Consider the following 17,856-nt stretch of genomic DNA (forward strand, 5'->3'; position numbering starts at 1 on the left):
CCCGGCTCCCGCCCCGGCGCCGCCCGCGCCGGCGCCCGCGCAGCCGCAGGTCCCGGGCCCGCAGTACTCCTCGTCGCCCGTCCCGGCGCCGTCGCCGCCGCCCCCGCCGCAGACGATGCCGTCGGGCGGCCACCAGACCGGCCCCTACACCGGCCCGCAGCAGGTCTCGCACGTGCCCGCGCAGCAGAACGCCCCGACGCTGGCGGACGCGGTCAAGGCCGCGCACCAGGAGGGCCAGGACTTCGGCGAGTCCGTCGCCCGCGACGCGCCCGCGCTGTGGCTGGAGGCCGTCCTCGCCCGCAAGCCGCGGATGCCGTCCGACCTGGAGGCGCGGCTCCTGCAGGGGTCCTCGCTGCCCATCGACTTCCTGCTGCACGACGAGGTGCGGCACGCGCTGCGCCGCGGCTTCTGGGACGCCCTAGAACGTTCCCGCCGCTGATACCGGCATCCGCGCAGGTCAACTGACGGGTACGCACCGGTATCACGCGATCATCCCCGATTCGGCCGCTTCGGCCGTGCGGCGACGGGTAGCGTTGAAGCGTGACGCATGTGACGGAAGACGATCTCGACGACCTGGAGTTCGACACCCTGCGCACCGGCGATCACATCTCGGCGGCACGCCGGCTCGCCGAGCTGGCCGAGTCGGTGTCCGGCGGGGTGTCGCGCGCCAACGTCCTGCTGCGCGCGGGTGAGCAGTGGCAGCACGCCGGCAACCACGCCAAGGCCGCCGAGCTGTACCGCCGGGCGATGGAGGACGGCGGGGAGACCTACGGCGACCCGCGCGCCTACCTCGCGGACGCCCTGTTCGAGCTGGGCCGCCCCGAGGAGGCCCGCACGCTCGTCGACCAGATCCGCGCCGACAAGCCGCGCGACCCCGAGGTGTACCGCGCGGTCGCTGAGGTGCTCTACGCCCAGGGCGACGCGACCGGCGCCCACGAGTGGGCGACGAGCGGCGCCGACGTGGTCCTCGCCCTGCGCGAGCGCGCCGGTGTCGGCAGTGGTGGGGGCGGCGGTGCGGCGGAGCCGATCCCGGGCCCGGACGACGTCAACATCGCCGAGGACAGCCTCGAAGCCCTCCTCCGCCTCCGCTACCGCGCCCGCATCGATCTGGGCCGAGGCGAGGACGACTACGACGCCCTCCTGGACGACCTGCTCAAGAACGGCTGACCCCGCGCCACCCCGGTGGGGTGGCGGCTACAGCAGGGTGACCAGTTCGCTCAAGGACTGGGACACGGCAGCCGGTGGTTCGTGCTCGGTCACGGGCCAGCCGCGCAGCCGAGCCTCTCTAAGCGCCTCCTCGTGCTTGGTGGAGGCGACCCTGTCCGAATGGGTCCGGAGGTAGCCGCAGGGCGCCTCCGGCCAATCTGGGGGCATCGGAAGCTCATCGTGGGGCGATCCCTCGCCGTGGAGGTGCAGCGGCCGCGGGAGATCGGCGTCCACGAACACGTAACCGCCCACGGAGCGGTGCGCGGCGCGCTGGGCCAGCGAGACGCCGGGCAGCAGCGGGCCGGCGGCGCCGTGGGCGACGAGGACGAGCGGGGCCACCGGATCGGTCGCCGCGATGATCAGCGAGGCGCGGGCGATGTAGCGGGGCCCGGTGTCGGCGACGTCCGGCGCGACGACGTCCAGGCCGTACGAGCGGAGCATCTCCGGCAGATCGCCCCACGATTTCGCGTCGGCGCCCGGCGCGTGCAGCAGGACCAGCGTTCCCGGCGTCATGTCACCCCCCACGGAACCGTACACGGCGGGCGCGGCCGCCGGACGCGGGGCGAAGCAGGCGGGTGGGCGCGGGTGAATAGGGTCGTGGCGTGAGCGATCGCGAAGAGCTGCTTCAGATGATCAAGGACAAGGCCGTGGTGCACGGGGACTTCGTGCTGTCCTCGGGGAAGCGGGCGTCCTGGTACGTGGACCTGCGCCGGGTGACGCTGGACGGGACCGCGGCGCCGCTGGTGGGGCGGGTCATGCTGGACGAGACCGCCGACCTGGACTACGCCGCCGTCGGAGGGCTCACGCTCGGCGCCGACCCGGTGGCCGCCGCGATGCTGCACGCGGCGGCGGCCCGCGGCCGCGCGCTGGACGCGTTCGTCGTCCGCAAGGCCGGCAAGGCCCACGGGCTGCAGCGGCGCATCGAGGGCCCGGACGTCGCGGGCCGCCGGGTGCTGGCCGTCGAGGACACCTCGACCACCGGCGGTTCCGTGCTCACGGCGGTGGAGGCGCTGCGGGAGGCGGGCGCGGAGGTCGTGGCGGTCGCGACGATCCTGGAGCGCGGCGCGGCCGGCCGCATCGCCGAGGAGGGGCTCGCCTACCGCCACCCCTACGACGTCACCGACCTCGGCCTCGGCTAAGAGGACCGCTCTCCGACGAACCACTGGCCGCGCTGCCCGTTCGGCTTCCGCGGCTGCTCCTTGCCGTAGATGGTCACCTGCAGCGAGCCGCCGTTGAAGGCGACGACCTGGAGGGGGGCCTCGTCGTACTGGAGGATGTCGCCGGTGCCGAGCTGGCCGTTGGTGAGCACCTTGCCCTGCGCGTCGGCGACGCGGACGACGACGGTGGTGGGCTGGCCGGTCACCCGGATCACCAGCGGGACCGCCGACTGCGGCACGGAGGCGGTGGCGTTGCGCGACGGCGAGGGGTCTCCCCCGCCGCCGCCACCACCGCCGTCCTCGCCGGACGGCGTGCCGGATGTGACCGGGCCCTTCTGCTCGGGCTCGCCGGATATCGCGTCGACCAGAGCCATGGCGCCCACGACGAGAAGTGCCAAGGCGGCCATCACGGCCACGACCGCGATCAGAATGCGCGCGAGACCCCTAGGGTCCGACCGATGACGTCCCACATGGGGAGGTTAGCGATAACTGTCACCGCTGAGCGACGGACGTGACTCTTCGGGGCCATTCTTATTCGGACCCTGGTCCGATTTGGGCCCGCCCTTCATCACCTCGCGGATGATCGGGATGAGCGAGAGCAGCACGATCACCACGACACCGGGCAGGATGTAGGACTCGATCTCCGGCACGTTGGCGCCGAGGAAGTGACCGAGCAGGAACAGCGACTCCGTCCACAGGATGCCGCCGACCGTGTTCCAGATGAAGAACTTCTTGCGGTCCATGCCGAGCATCCCGGCGAGCGGGTTGAGGAACGTCCGCACGATCGGGATGAACCGGGCCAGCACCACCGCCTTGGCGGGGCCGAACCGGTTGAAGTAGTACTCGGCCTTCTCGACCCACTCCTGCCGGAAGATCCGGGAGTCGGGGCGGTCGAAGAGCCGGCGGCCGTACCGCTCGCCGAGCCAGTGGCCCGTCTGGGCGCCGGCGATCGCCGCGATCGGGCCGCCGATCATCAGCCAGGTCAGCGACAGCGGCTGGAACTCCTGCCCGTTGACGGTGGAGACCGCCGTCAGAATTCCCGCCGTGAACAGCAGCGAGTCACCGGGTAGCAGGCAGCCGAACAGCAGTCCGGTCTCGGCGAAGATGATGGCGATGACGCCGATCGTCGCGAACGTGCCGAAGAGCTGCAGCCAGGCGGTCGGGTGCAGCCACTCGGTGATACTGAGGGGAAGGGTCATGAGCTCCACACGGCGAGCGTACCTTTCCACACGCTCGGAGAAGGCGAGATACTGATGGTGGACGGCATGCCCGACCCGGAATTCGTGTGGCCGGGCGCTCACCCCGGGTACGTGCACGACCGGGTGCTTCCGCCCGGCCGGATGCCCACCGGCACCGACCCATTGAAAGGACGCTGATCAATGCCCATCGCAACGCCCGAGGTCTACGCGGAGATGCTCGACCGTGCGAAGCGCGACGGCTTCGCGTTCCCCGCGATCAACGTGACGTCCAGCCAGACGCTGAACGCCGCGCTGCGCGGCTTCGCCGAGGCGGAGAGCGACGGCATCGTGCAGGTGTCCACCGGGGGCGCCGAGTACCTCTCGGGCTCCACCGTCAAGGACATGGTCACGGGCGCGACCGCGCTGGCGGAGTACGCCCGGGTCGTGGCCGACAAGTACCCGGTGAACATCGCCCTGCACACCGACCACTGCCCCAAGGACAAGCTGGACGGCTTCATGCGTCCGCTGGTCAAGATCTCGCAGGAGCGGGTGGCGCGCGGCGAGGAGCCGCTGTTCCAGTCGCACATGTGGGACGGGTCCGCCGTCGAGCTGCACGAGAACCTGCGGATCGCGGAGGAGCTCCTGGAAGAGTGCGCCAAGGCCCGCATCATCATGGAGATGGAGATCGGTGTCGTCGGCGGCGAGGAGGACGGCGTCGCCCACGAGATCAACGAGAAGCTCTACACGACGCCGGGTGACGCGCTCGCGACCGCCGAGGCCGTCGGCGTGGGCGAGAAGGGCCGCTACATCCTCGCGGCGACGTTCGGCAACGTGCACGGCGTCTACAAGCCGGGCTCGGTCAAGCTGCGTCCCGAGGTGCTCAAGGAGATCCAGGAGGCGGTCGGCGCCAAGCACGGCAAGGAGAAGCCGTTCGACCTGGTGTTCCACGGCGGCTCGGGCTCCTCGCTGGAGGAGATCCGCGAGGCGGTGTCGTACGGCGTCATCAAGATGAACATCGACACCGACACCCAGTACGCGTTCACCCGCCCGGTCGCCGAGCACATGTTCCGCAACTACGACGGCGTGCTGAAGATCGACGGCGAGGTCGGCAACAAGAAGCAGTACGACCCCCGCTCGTGGGGCAAGGCCGCCGAGACGTCGATGGCCGCGCGCATCGTGCAGGCCGCGGAGAGCCTCCAGTCCGCGGGCCAGAAGCTCAAGTAGCGAGGAAACCGGCGGGGCCGGGCGGCGCGGCGCTCGATTCGGCGAGCTCCGGGCCTGCCCGGGCCCCCGGGTTGCTTGACGAAACCACGTAGGCTGGCGGTGTGGCACTGCCCCGCACCTACGACTCGCAGAACTGCTCGATCGCCCGGTCGCTGGAGGTCGTCGGCGACCGGTGGACACTGCTCGTCATCCGCAGCGCCTTCGAGGGCGTGCGGCGCTTCGACGACTTCCAGGACGCGCTGGGCGTGGCGCGCAACGTCCTCACCGACCGGCTGAACCGGCTGTGCGAAGAGGGGATCATGCGCCGCGTCCCGTACCAGGAGCGCCCGGAGCGCTTCGAGTACCGGCTCACCCGCAAGGGCGTCGAGCTCTGGCCGGCGATGATGACCCTGCTGATGTGGGGCGACCGCCACTACGCCCCGGACGGACCGCCGCTGATCGTCGGGCACCGCGGTTGTGAAGGCGGCCTGACGCCGCGGTTCACGTGCGACGTCTGCGGCGCCTCCCTCGGCCCGTCCGACGTGGAACCGCGTCCAGGCCCGGCCGCCTGAGGAAAATCAGGGTTGCTTCACGCAACTTTCTGCGGTCCAATAAGTTGCATGAAGCAACTCGATGTGCGCAGCGCGGCCCACATTGACCCGACGCTGGACGATCTCCGGATCCGCCCGTACGGGATCACCGACCACGACCGCGTCCACCGGATGTCGGAGCGGCTGTCGTCCGCCAGCCTCTACACCCGGTTCTTCTCGGGCACGCCCCGGCTCCCCGACCACTACGTCGGCCTGCTCGACGGGCTCGACCACTGGGACCGCGACGCCCTGGTCGCCCTGGACGGCGACGACATCGCCGGCATCGCCGAGTACGTCCGCGACAAGAGGCGGCCCTGGCGCGCCGACATCGCCGTCCTCGTCACCGACCCCTGGCAGCGCCGCGGCCTCGGGTCCGTCCTGGTCGGCTGCCTCACCGAGCTCGCCGGGCGGCGCGGCGTCACCGAGTTCGACGCGGACGTCGTCCTGGAGAACCGGCCGGCGATCCGCTTCGTCCACCACGGCTGGCCCGCCGCCCGCTCCACCGCCGAGGGAGGCTCCGCGCACTTCCGGCTGCCGCTCGCGGCGATGGCCGCAACCGGCACCGCCGCGGCGGCGACGGCGAATACGGCGGTGGGCGCGCGCTGACCGCACTAGGGTGCCGACCGAACCACTTTCCGATCTCGGAAGGAACTCCGTCGGATGCGCCGTCGCCTCCCCCTGTTCGCGGCCTCACTCGCCCTGCTGACCACGGTCGCGGCCTGCAGCTCGGGAGGTGACTCCGACGGCGATCCGGCCAATGGCGGGGACGGCCCGCGGGCGGCGGTGGACGAGACCATCACCGGGCGGATGGGCGGCGCCGGGCCGCGGAAGAACCGCGCGAACCTGCACCTCAACATCGGTTCCCTGAGCAACCGGGTGGGCACCGAGAACGGGGCCTTCGGGATGTTCGAGGTGGAGTGCTCGCCGAAGAAGGTCACCGTCAGCGCCGGGGACGGTGTCAGGGCGGAGTTCACCGTCGGCAGCCAGGAAGTGGTGTTCTTCCACGACGGCGAGGAGTTCGGCCGGTTCACCGACGACGACATCAGGTGGGGCGCGGGGTCCTCGTTCGAGGGCAACCTCGTCCAGAAGAGCTGGGGCGAGGGCGACGCCTACCGCCGCGCCACCTTCACCGGCTCGGTGGACTGCCCCGCCCCCGTGAAGACCTCCTGACGCCGCCGGGACGGGCGCCGGTCCGACCCGGGGTGGGGGGACGGCGTCCGGGCTGCTTACCATGAGGCGCATGACCCAGAACCTGCTCGGTGGGCCTCCTCCGACCGAACTCCCGGACAACAAAGAAGCCCGGACGGCGCTGGAGAACGGCATCGACCCGTTCGAGGTCGCCGCGCGCCACCCCGACTACACCGGCGCGTGGGCCGAACTGGCGGACCGCGCGTTCGCCAACGGCAGCGTCATCGACTCCTACGCCTTCGCGCGCACCGGCTACCACCGCGGGCTCGACCAGCTCCGCCGCGCCGGCTGGAAGGGCCACGGCCCCGTCCCCTGGGAGCACGAGCCCAACCGCGGCTTCCTGCGCGCCCTGCACGCCCTCGGCCGGGCCGCCGCCGCCATCGGCGAGGACCACGAGGCCGAGCGCTGCAAGACGTTCCTCCGCGACAGCAGCCCCACCGCGGCGGACGTCCTGACGAGCTGACGGACCGGCGAGCCGATCGAGCGTTCCGCGGGAGGTGAGGTGCGGTTTCCTCAGCTTCCGCGGAAAGGTAGGCTTTGATCGCAAGAGGCCCCATCGCTACTTGCGGCGACAGGGGCCTTCGTCGTGGGAAGGGAAAAGTGGCATGCCTGCCATCGTTCTGGTCGGGGCGCAGTGGGGAGACGAGGGCAAGGGCAAGGCCACGGACCTCCTCGGCGGGGACGTCGACTACGTCGTCCGCTACCAGGGCGGCAACAACGCGGGCCACACCGTCGTCATCGGCGACAAGAGCTACGCGCTCCACCTGCTGCCGTCCGGGGTGCTGTCGCCGGACGTCGTGCCCGTGATCGGCAACGGCGTGGTGATCGACCCGGCCGTGCTGCTGGGCGAGATCGACGGCCTGCGGGACCGCGGCATCTCCTGCGAGCGCCTGCTGATCTCGGCGAACGCGCATTTGATCATGCCGCACCACCGGGCGCTCGACAAGGTCACCGAGCGGTACCTCGGCAAGGCCCGGATCGGCACCACCGGCCGCGGCATCGGCCCCGCCTACGCCGACAAGATCAACCGGATGGGCATCCGCGTCCAGGACCTGTTCGACCCGAACATCCTCACGCAGAAGCTCGACCTGGCGCTGCGCGAGAAGAACCAGGTCCTCACCAAGGTCTACAACCGGCGCCGCATCGACACGGGGCCGATCGTCCAGGAGTACCTGACCTACGGCGAGCGGCTCAGGCCGTTCGTCGCCGACACCGCGACCGTCCTGAACAAGGCCCTGGAGGACGACAAGCTCGTCCTGCTGGAGGGCGCCCAGGGCACGCTGCTGGACATCGACCACGGCACCTACCCCTTCGTGACGTCGTCCAGCCCGACGGCGGGCGGCGCGTGCGCGGGCTCCGGCGTCGGGCCTACGAGGATCACCCGGGTGATCGGCATCATCAAGGCGTACACGACCCGTGTCGGCTCTGGACCGTTCCCCACCGAGCTGCTGGACGAGCAGGGCGAGTACCTGCGCAAGGCCGGCGGGGAGTACGGCGTCACCACGGGACGCGACCGCCGCTGCGGCTGGTTCGACGCCGTCATCGCCCGCTACGCCACCCGCGTCAACGGCATCACGGACTACTTCCTCACGAAGCTGGACGTCCTGTCCGGCCTGGAGCGCGTCCCGGTGTGCGTCGCCTACGAGATCGACGGCCAGCGTGTGGACGAGTTCCCCATGACGCAGACCGAGTTCCACCACGCCAAGCCCGTCCTTGAGTACCTGGACGGCTGGCAGGAGGACATCACGGGCGCCAAGACGTTCGAGGACCTCCCGGCCAACGCGCAGGCGTACGTCCGCGCTCTTGAGGAGATGTCCGGCTGCCGCATCTCCGCGATCGGCGTGGGCCCGGGCCGCGACCAGACGCTGTCTCTGCGGTCGCTGGTCTGACGTGGTCGAAGTCCACGGCCACCGGGGAGCGCGCGGCCTCCGCCCGGAGAACACGCTCCCCGGCTTCGCCCACGCCCTGGAACTGGGCGTGGACGCGATCGAGCTGGACGTGGGCATGTCCGCCGACGGCACGGTCGTCCTCAACCACGACCAGACGCTGTCCCCGGTGAACCTGACCGACACCGCCCCCGCGTGGCCGGGCGACCCCGCCTTCCCCTACGTCGGCAAGCGCATCCGCGACCTGACAGCGGCCCAGCTCCGCACGCTCGACGCGGGCTCCCGCCGCCACGAGGCGTTCACCCAGATCCCCGTCCCCGGCGCGGCCATCCCCACGCTCGCCGAGACCTGCGCCCTGCTGGCCCCCACGGCCGTCACACTGGCCGTGGAGCTCAAGACCGACCCCGGCTGGCCCGTCGAGGCCGTAGAGCGCCTCACGGCCGCTGTGGCGGCCGTGCTGACGTCGGCGGGACTGGCCGGCCGCTCCCGCATCCTCGCGTTCGACTGGCGCGTGCTGACCGTGGCCCTCCGCGACCATCCCGCGTTCACCCGCGTGGCCCTGATCGAACGCAAGACCGCCCTCCCGGGCACGACCTGGCTCGCCGGGCTGCCCCCGGGCGACCCGGTGGGCGCCGCCGCGGAGATCGGCGCGACCGTCCTGTCCCCGGAGCGCGAGATGACCACGCCCGACCTGGTGGCCCGCGCACACGCCCGCGACCTCCGGGTGGCCGTCTGGACGGTGAACGCCCCGGAGGAGGCGGCCCGCCTGATCGGCTACGGCACGGACGCCCTGGTCACCGACTACCCCGACCGCCTCCAGCACCTCCGCGCCCCGACCGCGTTCCCGGACTCTCCGACGTCTGGGCACCCGGCCTGAGGGCCGTCAGGACCCGGTGGTCGTCCACGAGTCGGCGAGGGCGGCCAGTTCCTCCAGCGCGGCCTCTACCCGGGCCTCGTCGCCGGTGGTGAGGTAGTCGATCTGGAGCCCGGTGTAGGCGGCGTTGAGCAGGGTCGCGTTGCGGATCGCGACCTCCTCGGGGACACCGTGGGCGCGGAGCACGTCCGCCACGTATTCGGCGCGGTCGCCCAGCATCTTGGAGACGTAGGGACCGGTGAGGCGGCCCGCGGCCGACAGTCCCTCGATCTCGTGCAGGAGCCTGACCATCGGCAGGTCCTCGGCGAGGTGCCAGGCCCATGAGGCGCGCACGACGGCGCCGAGGCCGTCGCCGTCCGGCGGGTCCGGGAGCGCTTCGAGGCGGCTCTTCTGGCGCCGGTCCAGGTGTTCGAGGACGGCGCTGACCAGCTCGTCCTTGGTGGCGAAGTGGTGGGTGAGCACGTACGTGCTGTGGCCGAGCGCCTGGGCGAGCGGACGCATGGACAGCTGGGCGATGCCGTGTTCGGCCAGGTAGTCGACGATGGCGTCGAGCAGCCGGGTACGGCGCTGCGGGTCACGGGGTCGGGCCACGGCCGCCGAGCCTATTTCCATGACGATCGTTTTGCCAAGTTTGCATAACGACCGTTATGTTAACGGCCTCCCGATCGGAGGCCGCCCATGAGCCCGCCCGACGCCGGGCATCCCCGCCGCCCGGCCGTCCTGTTCACGCTGTGCGCCGCGCTGCTCGTCATGAGCGCCAGCGTCATGGCGGTGACGATCGCACTGCCGTCCATCCATCGCCGGCCTGGCGGTGCTCGCCGCGGGCAACGCCGCCACGGTCAACGCGGCGAGCACCGCGATGCTGAGGGCCGCCCCGCCCCGGCGATCCGGCTCCGCCGCGGCCGTGAACGAGACCGCGTTCAAACTCGGGGGCGCCCTCGGCGTGGCCGTGCTCGGCGGCCTGCCCGCGGCCCGGGACACCTTCACCGACGCGTTCGCGCTCGCCACCGCCGTCACCGCGCTCATGGCGCTCCCCGTCGCCGCGGTGGTCCGGATGACGCTGCGCGAGAACCCGCACGAACGGAGACAACGATGATCGAGAACTTCGCGTCCGTCCGGGGACTGCGGCTGGCCTGGCTGGACGGCGGTCCGGCCGGGGCCGCGCCGATCCTCGCGCTGCACGGGCACTTCGGCCGGGCCCGCCGCTTCGCGCCGCTCGCCGCCGCGCTGGCGCCCGGCCACCGGGTGATCGCGCTGGAGCAGCGGGGCCACGGCCACAGCGGCCGGGACGGCGACTTCGGCCCGGACGCCTACGTGGCCGACGCCGCCGAGTTCCTGCGCGGCCTGGGGCTGGGCCCGGTCATCGTGCTCGGGCACTCGATGGGCGGGGTCGCCGCCTTCCGGCTGGCCGCCCGCCATCCGGAACTCGTCCGCGCCCTGATCGTGGAGGAGGGCGGCGCCGACAACCGGCCGCCCGCGATCCCGCACCCGGTGCTGGACGTCCGCGGCTGGCCCCGCCGGGCCGCGACCCTGGGCGAGCTGCGCCGCGGCATCGAGGCGCAGGGCATCCCCGACGCGGGCTACTTCCTGGAGAGCGCCGTCGAGCACCCCGACGGGTGGGGACTGCTTTTCGACTACGACGACATGGTGTCCTCGCAGCAGGCCCTAATCGGCGACTGGTGGGCCGACTGGCAGGGCTCCACGTGCCCGGCCCTGCTCGTCCACGGACTGGACAGCTTCGTCCTCCCGACCGCGATGGCCAGGGAGATGGCCGCGCGCCGGCCCGGAACCGTCCTGCGCGAACTCGCCGGCTGCGGCCACTGGGCGCAGGACGACGACCCCGCCGCCTTCGCCGCGACCGTGCGGGCCTTCCTCGCCGCGCTGTGACGCCCTGCCGCGCTGTGAGACTCAGAGCCAGCCGTTGCGGCGGAAGCCCCGGTAGAGGGAGAAGCAGGCCAGGCCGATGACGCAGAGGATCATCGGGTATCCGTAGCGCCACTCGGTCTCGGGCATGAAGTCGAAGTTCATGCCGTAGACGCCGGCGATGGCGGTGGGGACCATGAATATGGCGCCCCAGGAGGAGATCTTCCGCATGTCCTTGTTGTCGGCCACGGTGACCTGGGTCATGTGGGCCTGGAGGATGGGGTTGAGGAGCTCGTCGTAGGACTCGACCTGCTCGCGGACGCGGGTGAGGTGGTCCTCGACGTCGCGGAGGTACTCCCTTATCTCGGCCGGGACGAAGCGGCGGCCGGAGAGGTTGCGGAGCGGGCCGGCGAGGGGGCCGACGGCGCGCTTGAGCTGGATGACCTCGCGCTTGAGGCGGTAGATGCGGCGGGACTCGTCGGTGCGCTCGGGGGAGAAGACGGCCTCTTCGACCTCGTCGATGTCCTCCATGACGGCGTCCGCCACGCAGACGTAGCCGTCGACGACGCGGTCGGCGACGGCGTGCACGACGGCGGCGGGGCCGAGCGCGAGGCGTTCCGGCTGCTTCTCCAGGTCGCGGCGGACGGGGGTGAGCTCGCCGTGGGCGCCGTGCCGGACGGTGACGACGAAGTCGGGGCCGCAGAACAGCATGATCTCGCCGGTCTCGACGACCTCGGCGCCGCCGGGCCCGCTGGCGACGTACCCGACGGTCTTCATGACGACGAAGTGGACGTCGTCGTAGCGCTCCAGCTTGGGCCGCTGGTGGGCGTGGATGGCGTCCTCGACGGCGAGCGGGTGGAGGCCGAAGACCTCGGCGAGGTCGGCGAGTTCGGTGGCGGACGGCTCGTGGAGGCCGACCCAGACGAAGCCGGCGCTCTCCCCCTCGGGGACGAGGCGGCCGTCGCGGATGAGGCGGACGGCGTCGGCGACCGTGTCGGTGGAGACGCGGTGCCCGTCGATGTAGGCGGCCCAGTCGATGACGGCGGAGCCGCGGTGCGGCGCCTGGACCCCGGTGGGCCGGCGCGTCTTGAACAGGACGCGGCTCGGGCGGACTCGTGTCATGGCCATGAGGTGCTCCTAACCCGCCGGCCACGCACGCAGCGCGCGCTCAGCCCAGGCTGGTCAGCGAAGGGAGCGCGCGAAGTCGATGGCCGGGCGCCAGACGGAGGCGGACGGTCGGACAGTCCGGTTCGGACTGTGAGGGTTTTCCGGCGAACCGCAAGGATCACCAGGACTCATCCCGACCACCTCCTTTCACTCCTCGGTCAAGCCGGTGGCAGCTTATCAGCCGACATTTGGGACGCCGCCCGGAACCGATATGTTCGCTGGTCCCCGGCGTGAGCGCGGTCACTCGGCGGCCGGGCGGTTCGACGCCCAGTATGCTCGCGTGACGTGCGAGTACTCGTCCTTGGATCGGGTGGCCGCGAGCATGCGCTCGCCCGCGCCCTGCACCGCGACCCTGCCGTCACCGCCCTCCACTGCGCCCCGGGAAACCCGGGCACGGCCGAGATCGCGGACAACCACCAGCTGGATCCGACCGATCCGGTCGCGGTGACCGAGCTGGCCGGGCGGCTCCGCGCCGACCTGGTGGTCGCGGGCCCCGAGGCGGTGCTGGTCGCGGGGGTCGGCGACGCGCTGCGCAAGGCGGGGTTCCCCTGCTTCGGGCCCGACCGCGCCGCCGCCCGCATCGAGGCGTCCAAGGCGTTCGCGAAGGAGATCATGGCGAAGGCCGGGGTCCCGACCGCCGACGCGCGGATCTGCGAGACCGCCGCGGCGGCGGACGAGGCGCTGGACTCATTCGGCCCGCCCTACGTGGTGAAGGACGACGGCCTGGCCGCGGGCAAGGGCGTCGTCGTGACCGGGGACCGCGCCGCCGCGCACGAGCACGCCACGTCGTGCGAGCGCGTCGTGATCGAGGAGTTCCTGGACGGCCCCGAGGTCTCCCTGTTCGCCCTGTCCGACGGGCAGCACGCCGTTCCGCTGCTCCCCGCGCAGGACTTCAAGCGCGCCTACGACGGCAACGACGGCCCCAACACGGGCGGCATGGGCGCCTACACGCCGCTCCCCTGGGCACCCCCTGGCCTGGTGGACGAGGTCATGTCCACGGTCATCCAGCCCACCGTGGACGAGATGCGCCGCCGCGAGATCCCCTATGTCGGTGTCCTGTACGCGGGGCTGGCGCTGACGTCCAAGGGCGTGCGGGTCGTGGAGTTCAATGCGCGGTTCGGTGACCCCGAGGCCCAGGTCGTCCTCGACCGCCTGGCCACACCCCTGGCGTCGCTGCTGCAAGCGTGCGCGATCGGTGGCCTCGACCCGCAGTTCCGCCCGGAATGGCGTCCCGGCGCGGCCGTCACCGTCGTCCTGGCCTCGGAGGGTTACCCGTCCGCCCCGGTGAAGGGCGACGTCATCACCGGCCTGGACGAGGCTGCCAAGGTCGATGGCGCCTATGTCCTCCATGCGGGCACGAAGCTGGACGCGGACGGACGCCTCATCGCAAACGGCGGCCGCGTCCTCAACGTCGTGGGCACCGGCCCAGACGTACCCAGCGCCCGCGCCACCGCCTACGAGGCCCTGTCCAACATCACCCTCCGCGGCTCCCACTACCGCACCGACATCGCCGCCCTGTAGCGAGCCCGCCGCCCTGCGGACGCACTGGGTCGTACCACCTGGGACAATGGGCTAGTGATTGAGCGGTACACACTTCCGGAGATGGGGCGCGTCTGGAGTGACGCGCACAAGTACGAGCTGTGGTGCCGGGTGGAGGTCCTCGTCGTCGAGGCCCACGCGGAGGCCGGCACGATCCCGCCGGAGGTGGTGGAGCCGGTGCGCAAGGCACCGCCCCCGACGCCGGAGGCGGTGCACGAGATCGAGGCGGTCACGCAGCACGACGTGATCGCCTTCCTCTCGGCGTGGGCGGACAACACCGATCCGCGCGAGGCCGCGCGGTACGTCCACTTCGGCATGACGTCGTCGGACCTGCTCGACACCGCGCTCGCGCTGCAGCTCGTCGAGGCGACCGACATCCTGCTGGCGAAGGCCGACGCGCTCGTGGCGACGCTGCGGGACCACGCGCTGGAGCACCGGGCGACGCTGCGGGTCGGCCGGACGCACGGCATCCACGGCGAGCCGGACGTGTGGGGGCACCGCGTCGCGGACTTCGCGTTCGCCATGGCCCGCTCCCGCGACCGGCTCCGCCGCGCCCGGGAGGCCGTCGGCGTGATGGCGATCTCCGGCGCGGTCGGGACGTACTCCAACATCGACCCGGCGGTCGAGCTGCACGTCGCGCGCAAGCTCGGGCTGCGGAGCGCGGACGTGTCGACGCAGGTCGTGATGCGCGACGGGATCTCCGAGTGGGTGTCGGCGCTGGCGATCATGGCGACGGTGTGCGAGGCGGTCGCGCTGGAGGTCCGGCACGGGCAGCGCACCGAGGTCCGGGAGCTGTGGGAGCCGTTCGGCAAGGGCCAGAAGGGCTCGTCGGCGATGCCGCACAAGAAGAACCCGATCATCTCCGAGCGGCTGGCGGGGATGGCGCGGATCGTGCGGGCGCAGATCGTGCCGGTGCTGGAGGGCATCCCGCTCTGGCACGAGCGCGACATCTCGCACTCGTCCACGGAGCGGATCGCGCTGCCGGACGCGTCGATCGCCCTCGACTACATGCTGAACCTCACCAATCGCCTCATGTCCGGACTTGTCGTGGACGCGGAGCAGATGCGGGCCAACCTGGACTCGACCGGCGGCCTCATCTACACCTCGACCGTGCTGCTGGAGCTGGTCGAGGCGGGCATGTCACGCGACGACGAGGCATACCCCCTCGTCCAGAAGGCCGCGATGGACACGTGGGAGAGCGGCACTCCGTTCCGCGAGACGCTCCGCAAGCACGCCGCCGAGGCGGACCTCGCACTGGACGAGGCGCGCCTGGATGAAGTGTGCCGCCCCGAGCGTTTCGTCGAACGTCTCGGCCCGGTGTTCGACCGCCTGGCCGAACTCCGCTGATTCCTGCGCCGGCCCCACGGGAGGGACCTTGACCGCGACCCTGATCGAGCTGAACATCTACCCCTTCAAGAGCGGCGGCCGTACCTCCCTGGACAGCGCCGAACTCCTGGCCACCGGGCTCCGGTACGACCGCGAGTTCATGCTCGTCACCCCCGAGGGCCGCTTCCTGTCGCAGCGGGACCACGCGGAGATGGCGCTGCTGCGCCCGTCCTACGACGGCGAGATCCTCACCGTGCGCGCCCCGGACGTCCCGGCGCTCGTCCACAAGGCCACGAGCGACGGCGAGGTCCGGGACGTGACCCTCGCCCGCTCGGAGTGCCAGGGCGTCGACCAGGGCGACGAGGCGGCCGCGTGGTTCTCCGACCTGCTCGACCGGGACTGCCGACTGGTGCGCTTCACCGGCCACCGGCCCACGGGGCGCGGCGGCGGCGAGGTGATGTTCGCCGACGGCTACCCGCTGCTGCTGATCTCCGCCGAGTCGCTCGCCGACCTCAACGGGCGGCTGGCCGAGCCGCTGCCGATGACCCGGTTCCGCCCCAGCCTCGTCGTCGAGGGGCTCGGCGCGTACGGCGAGGACTCCGCGCGGCTGCTGCGCATCGGCGAGACCGTCATCGAGGCGGTCAAGGCGTGCAGCCGCTGCATCATCACCACCACCGACCAGGACACCGCCGAGCGCGGGCGCGAGCCGCTGCGGACGCTCGCCACCTACCGCACCCGCGACCGCGGCATCCAGTTCGGCCAGAACTGCGTCCCCCGCTCCCTGGGGACGCTCAGGCTGGGCGACCGGGTCGAGGTCCTGGAGGCGCACTGACGGGACGCGGCGGGGCGCCGGCGGCGCTCTCCGCGCCGTCCGAGGCTGCCCGAAGATCACCGTAGACTGCGTCCTGTCGGCACGCCGCCCCCTACGCTCACCTTGGGAATTCCCTTCGGGAGGCGAACCTCCGGGGCGTTTCGCGTGTCTCAACAAACAGACCGACGTCACCTTGGCTCGGGCGGGTAGTACACGTCCGTGCCGATGGTTTACTGGGGCCGCGTTGGCGCGGAGGGGGGACACCGCTCGGCGCGCTCGGCCCTCGTGCTCCCACTTGACGGCACGTTTTCCGCACCCGAGAAGGAGATCAGGCGGCATGAGCATGGGCCACGAGGTTCGGTACCGCGTGCGCGGGGGCCGGCAGCTGCACGGCACCGTATTCATCCAGGGCGCGAAGAACGCCGTCCTGCCGATGATCGGCGCCTCGCTGATGGCCGCCAAGGGGCGGACCGTGCTGCGCAACGTCCCGATCATCGAGGACGTGCGGCGGGCGGTGGAGCTCGCGCGGGCCGTGGGAGCGAAGGCCGAGCTGCACGAGACCGAGCGCACCCTGGTGATCGACGCGTCGTCGCTGAGCAGCCCCGTGCTGCCCGCGGAGATCGCGTCCCGGTTCCGCGGGTCGTTCCTGTTCGTCCCGGCGCTGCTGCACCGCCTCGGCGAGGCGATCATCGAGGGCGTCGGCGGCTGCAACCTCGGCAGCCGCAACCTCGACTTCCACTACAACGGCTTCAAGCGGATGGGCGCCACGGTCACCGAGCACGTGGCCGACAACGGCGACGGCATCATCCACATCAAGGCCGGCGACCTGCGCGGCGGAACGCTCTACTGCGACACCCCGTCGCACACCGGCACCGAGAACCTGATCATGGCGGCGGCGCTGGCGCACGGCACCACGCTGATCAAGAACGCGGCGCTGGAGCCCGAGGTGCTGGACAACATCGCGATCCTGCAGGCGATGGGCGCCAAGATCGGCGGCGGCGGCACCGGGTTCATCACCGTCGAGGGCGTGGACGAGCTGACCGCCGTCGAGCACACCGTGATGCCCGACCGGATCGACGCCGGCGTCTTCGTGATGGCCGCCGCGATCACCGGCGGCGACCTCAGCCTCGTCGGCGCCAGCCTGGAGCACCTCGGCGTCGCCGCCGACAAGCTGGAGCAGATGGGCGTCGAGTTCAACCAGCAGGGCGCGGTGCTCCAGGTCCGCCGCGAGCGGACGCTCCGCCCGATCAACGTCATCACCGACGAGTACCCGGGCTTTGCCACCGACCTGCAGTCGCCGATCATGGCGCTGTCCTGCCTGGCGGAGGGCCCGTCCTACATCTACGAGCGGATCTTCGACGGCCGGTTCAAGCTGGCCGACGAGCTCGGCAAGATGGGCGCCGACATCGAGGTGGACGGCAACCGCGCGAAGGTGAACGGGCCGGGCGCCCTGCGCGGCGCCGAGGTCGAGGCGCACGACCTGCGCTGCGGCAGCGCGCTGGTGCTGGCCGGCCTCGCCGCCGAGGGCGAGACGACGATCACCTCCGCCTACTACCTCGACCGCGGGCACGCGCACACCGCCGAGCGGCTCTCCCAGCTCGGCGCCGAGATCGTCCGCGAGGCCGACTAGCCCGCAAGTGCCCGCCCGCACTTGCGGGCCCCGCACTTGCCGGCCCGCCCTGCAACCGCACGGAGCCGTCCGGAGCCGTCCCGCACCGGGACATCCGGACGGCTCGATTCGGCCGATTGTGGCCCCGTCCTGACCAACTTTGACGTGCCGCCTGACGAGCGCTGTAACGCCAAGGCGGGAAGCGTCGCGGCAGGGAGTTACGGGGCGGTTACGCACTGCTTCTCGGCGGCGCCCCGCA

Annotated in this window: 20 protein-coding genes and 1 pseudogene; 16 read left to right on the forward strand and 5 right to left on the reverse strand. The window is 71.8% G+C overall.

Annotated features, from left to right (window positions below; all coding sequences use genetic code 11):
- Nucleotides 1–439: pseudogene (locus tag E1266_RS39395) on the forward strand (NYN domain-containing protein); the annotation flags it as partial.
- Between the two features lie 101 nt (nt 440–540).
- On the forward strand, nt 541–1,167 hold the full coding sequence (locus tag E1266_RS14695; RefSeq protein WP_243718417.1) for a tetratricopeptide repeat protein: 627 nt from the start codon (nt 541–543) through the stop codon (nt 1,165–1,167).
- Nucleotides 1,168–1,194: 27 nt separating this feature from the next.
- On the opposite strand, the gene E1266_RS14700 is transcribed toward E1266_RS14695, so the two are convergent.
- Nucleotides 1,195–1,647, reverse strand: coding sequence for a hypothetical protein (locus E1266_RS14700; protein WP_243718422.1), 453 nt, complete (start codon nt 1,645–1,647; stop codon nt 1,195–1,197).
- Between the two features lie 161 nt (nt 1,648–1,808).
- On the opposite strand from E1266_RS14700, the gene pyrE reads away from it, so the two are divergent.
- Nucleotides 1,809–2,345 carry an orotate phosphoribosyltransferase gene (gene pyrE, locus E1266_RS14705; RefSeq protein WP_132047159.1) on the forward strand — a complete coding sequence of 179 codons (537 nt, stop codon included), beginning with the start codon at nt 1,809–1,811 and terminating at the stop codon, nt 2,343–2,345.
- Here the strand turns inward: pyrE and E1266_RS14710 are convergent.
- Nucleotides 2,342–2,779, reverse strand: coding sequence for a hypothetical protein (locus tag E1266_RS14710; protein WP_132047161.1), 438 nt, complete (start codon nt 2,777–2,779; stop codon nt 2,342–2,344). The genes pyrE and E1266_RS14710 overlap by 4 nt on opposite strands.
- Before the next feature lie 63 nt (nt 2,780–2,842).
- Nucleotides 2,843–3,562, reverse strand: a complete 720-nt coding sequence (locus E1266_RS14715) for a DedA family protein (RefSeq protein WP_132047214.1) — start codon at nt 3,560–3,562, stop codon at nt 2,843–2,845.
- 180 nt (nt 3,563–3,742) lie between these two features.
- Here E1266_RS14715 and fbaA point away from each other — a divergent pair, with 180 nt between their 5' ends.
- The 7 genes from fbaA (at nt 3,743) to E1266_RS14750 (ending at nt 9,285) form a co-directional block, all read left to right on the forward strand.
- Complete coding sequence (fbaA, locus tag E1266_RS14720) at nt 3,743–4,765, forward strand: class II fructose-bisphosphate aldolase (RefSeq protein ID WP_132047163.1); 1,023 nt, start codon at nt 3,743–3,745, stop codon at nt 4,763–4,765.
- 101 nt (nt 4,766–4,866) lie between these two features.
- On the forward strand, nt 4,867–5,316 hold the full coding sequence (locus tag E1266_RS14725; protein ID WP_132047165.1) for a helix-turn-helix domain-containing protein: 450 nt from the start codon (nt 4,867–4,869) through the stop codon (nt 5,314–5,316).
- A 48-nt stretch (nt 5,317–5,364) separates the two neighbouring features.
- Nucleotides 5,365–5,940: a GNAT family N-acetyltransferase gene (locus tag E1266_RS14730; protein WP_132047167.1), complete on the forward strand. Its 576-nt coding sequence runs from the start codon at nt 5,365–5,367 to the stop codon at nt 5,938–5,940.
- 54 nt (nt 5,941–5,994) lie between these two features.
- The gene (locus E1266_RS14735) at nt 5,995–6,504 is read left to right on the forward strand and encodes a hypothetical protein (RefSeq protein ID WP_132047169.1); all 510 of its coding nucleotides are present in this window, start codon (nt 5,995–5,997) and stop codon (nt 6,502–6,504) included.
- A gap of 61 nt (nt 6,505–6,565) precedes the next feature.
- Entirely contained in the window at nt 6,566–6,985 is a 420-nt protein-coding gene (locus E1266_RS14740) for a DUF3151 domain-containing protein (protein ID WP_207945648.1), read from the forward strand.
- Between the two features lie 142 nt (nt 6,986–7,127).
- A complete protein-coding gene (locus E1266_RS14745; protein ID WP_132047173.1) occupies nt 7,128–8,411 on the forward strand; it encodes an adenylosuccinate synthase in 1,284 nt (427 codons plus the stop codon).
- A 1-nt stretch (nt 8,412) separates the two neighbouring features.
- A complete protein-coding gene (locus E1266_RS14750) occupies nt 8,413–9,285 on the forward strand; it encodes a glycerophosphodiester phosphodiesterase family protein (protein WP_132047175.1) in 873 nt (290 codons plus the stop codon).
- 6 nt (nt 9,286–9,291) lie between these two features.
- On the opposite strand, the gene E1266_RS14755 is transcribed toward E1266_RS14750, so the two are convergent.
- A complete protein-coding gene (locus E1266_RS14755) occupies nt 9,292–9,873 on the reverse strand; it encodes a TetR/AcrR family transcriptional regulator (RefSeq protein WP_132047177.1) in 582 nt (193 codons plus the stop codon).
- Between the two features lie 220 nt (nt 9,874–10,093).
- On the opposite strand from E1266_RS14755, the gene E1266_RS14760 reads away from it, so the two are divergent.
- Together E1266_RS14760 and E1266_RS14765 are read left to right on the forward strand one after the other, a co-directional pair.
- Nucleotides 10,094–10,378 carry a hypothetical protein gene (locus E1266_RS14760; RefSeq protein WP_132047179.1) on the forward strand — a complete coding sequence of 95 codons (285 nt, stop codon included), beginning with the start codon at nt 10,094–10,096 and terminating at the stop codon, nt 10,376–10,378.
- On the forward strand, nt 10,375–11,169 hold the full coding sequence (locus E1266_RS14765) for an alpha/beta hydrolase (RefSeq protein ID WP_132047181.1): 795 nt from the start codon (nt 10,375–10,377) through the stop codon (nt 11,167–11,169). The genes E1266_RS14760 and E1266_RS14765 overlap by 4 nt, the downstream gene beginning before the upstream one ends.
- A gap of 21 nt (nt 11,170–11,190) precedes the next feature.
- On the opposite strand, the gene E1266_RS14770 is transcribed toward E1266_RS14765, so the two are convergent.
- Complete coding sequence (locus E1266_RS14770; protein ID WP_132047183.1) at nt 11,191–12,273, reverse strand: magnesium and cobalt transport protein CorA; 1,083 nt, start codon at nt 12,271–12,273, stop codon at nt 11,191–11,193.
- Between the two features lie 324 nt (nt 12,274–12,597).
- On the opposite strand from E1266_RS14770, the gene purD reads away from it, so the two are divergent.
- The 4 genes from purD to murA all read left to right on the forward strand — a co-directional run bounded on the left by purD (nt 12,598) and on the right by murA (nt 17,618).
- Entirely contained in the window at nt 12,598–13,833 is a 1,236-nt protein-coding gene (gene purD / locus E1266_RS14775) for a phosphoribosylamine--glycine ligase (RefSeq protein WP_132047185.1), read from the forward strand.
- Between the two features lie 54 nt (nt 13,834–13,887).
- A complete protein-coding gene (purB, locus tag E1266_RS14780) occupies nt 13,888–15,198 on the forward strand; it encodes an adenylosuccinate lyase (RefSeq protein WP_132047187.1) in 1,311 nt (436 codons plus the stop codon).
- A 28-nt stretch (nt 15,199–15,226) separates the two neighbouring features.
- Entirely contained in the window at nt 15,227–16,009 is a 783-nt protein-coding gene (locus E1266_RS14785; protein ID WP_132047189.1) for an MOSC N-terminal beta barrel domain-containing protein, read from the forward strand.
- 322 nt (nt 16,010–16,331) lie between these two features.
- Nucleotides 16,332–17,618, forward strand: a complete 1,287-nt coding sequence (murA, locus tag E1266_RS14790; protein ID WP_132047216.1) for a UDP-N-acetylglucosamine 1-carboxyvinyltransferase — start codon at nt 16,332–16,334, stop codon at nt 17,616–17,618.
- Nucleotides 17,619–17,856 lie beyond the last annotated feature (238 nt).

The sequence above is a fragment of the Actinomadura sp. 7K534 genome (assembly GCF_004348575.1).
Lineage (GTDB): Bacteria > Actinomycetota > Actinomycetes > Streptosporangiales > Streptosporangiaceae > Spirillospora > Spirillospora livida.